This is a genomic window from Clostridium sp. (assembly GCF_051650885.1).
Classification (GTDB): Bacteria; Bacillota; Clostridia; order Clostridiales; family Clostridiaceae; genus Clostridium.
Map to the genome: position 1 here is coordinate 1 of NZ_JBOFRG010000078.1, position 5,282 is coordinate 5,282.

Annotated in this window: 4 protein-coding genes and 1 pseudogene; all 5 read right to left on the minus strand. The window is 24.8% G+C overall.

Translation table 11 applies throughout. From position 1 onward, the window contains the following. A pseudogene (locus tag ACRC28_RS03960) lies at window positions 1-183 on the minus strand (EamA family transporter); the annotation flags it as partial. Between the two features lie 133 nt (window positions 184-316). Further along, window positions 317-1,285: a calcium/sodium antiporter gene (locus ACRC28_RS03965; protein ID WP_438542155.1), complete on the minus strand. Its 969-nt coding sequence runs from the start codon at window positions 1,283-1,285 to the stop codon at window positions 317-319. Between the two features lie 24 nt (window positions 1,286-1,309). Continuing rightward, on the minus strand, window positions 1,310-1,606 hold the full coding sequence (locus tag ACRC28_RS03970) for a metal-sensitive transcriptional regulator (RefSeq protein WP_438542156.1): 297 nt from the start codon (window positions 1,604-1,606) through the stop codon (window positions 1,310-1,312). Continuing rightward, window positions 1,599-3,524, minus strand: coding sequence for an FUSC family protein (locus ACRC28_RS03975; RefSeq protein ID WP_438542157.1), 1,926 nt, complete (start codon window positions 3,522-3,524; stop codon window positions 1,599-1,601). The genes ACRC28_RS03970 and ACRC28_RS03975 overlap by 8 nt, the downstream gene beginning before the upstream one ends. 19 nt (window positions 3,525-3,543) lie before the next feature. Continuing rightward, window positions 3,544-5,282, minus strand: a 1,739-nt coding sequence (gene selB / locus ACRC28_RS03980; RefSeq protein ID WP_438542158.1) for a selenocysteine-specific translation elongation factor, incomplete at its 5' end; no start/stop codon positions are given.

Genomic DNA, 5,282 nt, shown 5'->3' on the forward strand with positions numbered 1-5,282 from the left:
ACCAAAGGGAAGCTCCTTTGCTTTTTTCAATGCATAAAATGCTATTAGTATTGTACATACATTCCTTAAAAAACTTTTTTCATATACAGGAATATTGCCACCAAGCTTTATTAAGGTAAGTGTTATTGCACCAAATAAACTTGAAATTAAAATTAATAATATTCCTTTATTTTTGTTACTCATTTATTTCCTCCTAATTATCTATCCTAAACATTATAGCTTTTATAAATAACTTCTATAAAAACATATTGTTAATTTTTTTAGATAAAAAAAGATATTCAAGCTTTATATTAAACTTGAATACCTGTTGAATTATCTAATTTCTTAGAATAATAAATGTTAAGTAGATTATATAAAAACTTATTAGTAAAACTCCTTCTCCTCTACTTAATCTTTTTATTTTTTTATCATTATTCATAAAGAATAATACACCAATTACTAATGTACTTACAAATAGGAATATCATATCAAACCTTAGAATACCAGATACTTCTATTGGATTTATAGAAGATGATACACCAAGAATTAATAATATATTGAATATATTTGAACCAAGCACATTTCCAATAGCAATTTCTGTTTCGCCTTTTAATGCAGCCACAATAGATGTTACAAGTTCAGGAAGTGAAGTTCCCATAGCAACTATAGTTAAACCTACTAAATTTTCGCTCATACCTAAAAATAATGCTATTTCACTTGCCCCAGTTACAACAAACTCTCCACCTATTAAAATTCCAATTACTCCAATTAAGATTTTAAAAAGATTTAGCCCTATTTTTATATTAGTATCTTTTCTTTCAGTACCTTTTGTTTTCATTGCACTTTTAATTAATAGGATTGTATATATAATACATAAAGAGAGTAATACAATTCCATTTATCCTATTTATAATACCATTATCAAAGCTAATATAATTATTATATGTCATTAAGTAAAGTACCACTATTATACCTATGTTAAATAAAAAATCACGCTTAATTAAATCTTTTTTTATTATAATTGGCATTGCCAAGGTTGTCCCACCTAAAACTATCAGTGTATTAAAAATATTTGAACCTAGAATATTACCTATAGCTATTCCATTACTGCCGTTCATTGCTGATATTGTGCTTACAGCAAGTTCTGGTGCACTGGTCCCTAATGATATTATTGTAAGTCCTACTATTACTGAAGGAACACCTAGTTTTTTTGCTATGTTAGCTGCTCCCTCAACAAAAATATCTGCCCCTTTTATTAATGCCATAAACCCAACTATAAGCATTAATACATTTAAAACTTCTCTCATCTCGCCCCCATAAATTTTATAATTTTATTTTACAAAATTATTTATTGTTTTTATCATTCTTTTTAAATTTTCTTGCTCTACAGCACCTTCTTCAATCCCTAAACAATTTCTTGCATAGTTTTCTATTATAAGTCCACCTACGTTATTGATAGCTGATCGTACTGCAGAAATTTGTACTAACACATCACCACAACAGGTGTTTTTTTCCATCATTCCTTGAATTCCCTTTACTTGACCTTCAATTCTCTTTAGCCTGTTCATTATATCTTTTCTTAATGCTTCATTTTCAGCAATATATATTTCTAAACTTTTTTCATCCATTTAAATTACACTCCTTCTTAATGGCTTCATTTACTTGTATTTTAGCAATCGTTACTTCGTACATATCTTTATATATAAGTTTTTCATCTATTTCATCTGTTTTCTTTAAATAATCACTTAAATTAAGATTTTCGCCATTTAATTTATTATAAACTAGTACTTTAATAGTTTCCATTCTTAATTTACCATTTATTCTTAATGTTATATCATAATGTTCACTTAAGTTAAATATATTTTGTATACAATTTATTATTATTCGTTCATTCTTTATTAAATACATAATATTTTTATTTTCTACTAAAGTATTATTTAAAATTATTTTATTTTCTAAGCCTCTTGCTTGAAGAATTAAATTTTTTATTTTATTTCTTTCTAACTTATTTTCATAAAGATTAAATATATTTAAAAATGCTTTATCACAACATGCGATATATTTATTTAAAAGTACATTTGTTTCTTTTTTAAAGTTATATGGGAAAATAAATTTATTTCCTAGCACTACAATTATACTTCCAACTATAATGAAAAATATTCTCCACTCAGTTGCATTAGTAGTATTTACAGTAGTCAATGTTGCAAGTCCTAAAAACATAATTGTTATCATCATTACATTTTTCATATATGTTTTAAAATGTATATATAAATAAATTGCAACTAAAATTATTATAATTCTTTCACCTTCACTAGTTAAAATAAATGAAAGTCCATAGTATATAGATGCCCCTATAAGGGTACCAATTATTCTTTCTTTTGCTCTATTTTTTACAGTTTCATTATATGGTTGTGAAACCGAGGCTATGGTAAATATAATCCATTTGCCATAATCAATGTGATATCTTTGAATTATAAAATATATTACTGAGATAAGCAGTGCTGTTCTAAAAGAAAATATGAATCTTACTGAGTTAACATTAAAATCTTCTTTTATGATTTTAAAGCTTTCTTTTATATCAATAAATTTAATCTTTTTCTTTACTCTTAAATTTTCTTTCTCCATTTTATAAAATTCAACAATTAAATTTTTAAAACTCTCCATAGTTACAGCCAGTTCAAATATGTATATATTTTTTTTATTTTTATATTCTTTCAAATAGTTTCTTATACTATATTCTAATTCTTCTTCAGTTATATCATTATAAATAAAGCTACGCACTCTTTTTAATGTATTTAAAAAGTCTTTTCTTATATTATTCTTTTCACAGCTAGTATATTTTATATTATTTTTAATAATTTCACTATTTATTCCCTCAAGTTTATCTAAGATTGCTATAAGATTTAATTCTAAATTTTCTTTATAATTTAAATGAAAATTATTTCCTCTATATTCTAGTAATTCTCTACTCCAAGTGGCATTTATCTCAATAAATTTCTCTGAGTTTTTAATATTATTTTTTTCATCTGTATCTTCAACATAGCGTATTAAAAAGTCTAAGCTTCTTTTTAAAGAACTCATTTTTGTTTTATAAATAACTTTAGTATAAATAATTTGATATAATACAGCGATTATCCCCACTAAAATTAGTCCTACAATTCTATAAAGCAAGGCCTCGCCTGTTACATTACTACTTAAAAGCAAGGTATATCCAAATAAAAATGGATAATAAATTGATTTATTTAAATTATAAACTACTGCATATAACAATATAAATATTCCGAGAAAATTAATACATAACCCTATGTTATTATTGAAATTTACTAAAGCTGGTAATATCCCCATTAAAGTCATTAAACTTATGACTTTTAGAATACTTTTTATAGGTCGCGTTGAAAAATTTTTATTAAGTATTCCTACTAATAAAAAAACAGCATTAGCACCAACCATTAAATTATCTCTTCCTAAAAAATGTATTGATCCATAAATAAATATTAAAGATAGTAAAAATATTCCACCATTTCTTAAAATAAATTCTTTTTTCATTTGTATCAAATAGAAGATTTTATAATAATCTTCTTCCTTTCTCATCACGATAAGTTAATTTTATAAAATCGCAATATTCCAAAATTGCAATTAAATATTTTCTAGGTATATCTATTAGTTCCTTTAATGCTTTCAAATCTATATATGTGTTTTCACTTAAATATTTTTTTACTATGGCTATTGCCTGTTCTAAATATTCTTTACTGTAAACTACATCTTCAGATAATAATATAATATCCCCCTTATCTACAAGATAATTAATTATTTTATTCATTTCTAACTTATCAGCTTCATTTTCTAAAACTTCTTTTATTCTTTTAGTTTTAAAACCATCATTTAAATATATTTCCATTATTTTTTGAATTAACTGCTTCTGTTTTAATGTAAACTTAATTTTATAGTCTTTTAATTTTATATTTTCTTCACTTATTTCTATAATATTTTTCTTTTCAAAACTTTTCAAAATTTCTTCAAAATATAGTTTTTTGATTTTTTCTTTAAATAATTTTGATTTAACTTCTTCTTTTTTCATAGCTTCCTTTAATGGATTTGCTTTATAATACTCATTCAAAATATCTATTAAAACTTCTTCTTTTTCTTTTAAAAATAAATTGCTACAATATTTATCTATAATTTTTATTCCCAATTTCTTTGATATCATTTTGTCTAAAGCCATCTCTATTTCCATCTCATCTTTATTTAACTTATTTGAAATCTCTAATTTTGAAATTAAATTTTTTTCTTTTTTTAATATTCTTACAATATTTTCTTCTAAACTTCCCTTTTCAGAAATAACTAATTCATTTATATAATCTTCTTTAAATCTTTTTGCTTTCTTTGGATTCTCATTTAAGATTACTCCTCCACCAATTGTTTCTATTGGTGAATAACTTCTAATTACTACCTTGTCTTTTCTTCGAGTAGAAAGCTCCTCTTCTAGTCTAATTTGGCAATAAGCATTTTCTCCATTCTCTAAAAACTCTTTATTTAAAATTATAATTCGTCCAAGAACCTCCTTCGTTCCATGATGAATTCTAACCCTAGTTCTATTTTCTAATTTTCTTTTTTGAGATGATAAATATTCAAATTTTATATCAATCATAAAGCTCTTAACTTCTTTATCTTCTTCTCCTAATATATCCCCTTTCTCAATATCAGCTACTTGCACATTATTTAAATTTATAGCAGTACGCTCTCCAGCAAAGGCTTCTTCAACATCCTTCCCATGAACTTGTATTCCACGAACCTTACATTTTATTCCTTTAGGATATATCTCTAAAGAATCTCCAACTTTCACTTTTCCTCCAATCATGGTTCCTGTAACTATTGTTCCAAACCCTGATGCAGTAAATACTCTATCAATTGGAAGTCTAAATAAACTTTCACTATCCTTTTCTTCTATTTCAGCGATAGCTTCTTCAATTTTCTGTTTTAATAAATCAACACCTTTATTATTTTTATTAGAAAATTCTATAATTTGTGCATTTTCTAAAAATGAACCTTTAACAAACTCTTTAATTTCCTCTTTAACAAGAGAAATCCATTCTTCATCAACTAAATCACATTTAGTTAAAACTATAATCCCTCTTTTTATTCCTAATATCTTCAGTATATTAAAATGCTCTTTTGTTTGTGGCATTATACCGTCATCTGCACTTATAACAAAAAGCACCATATCTATTGATGAAGCTCCCGATACCATGTTTTTTACAAATTTCTCATGTCCTGGAACATCTATAATTCCAGCATTTATACCAT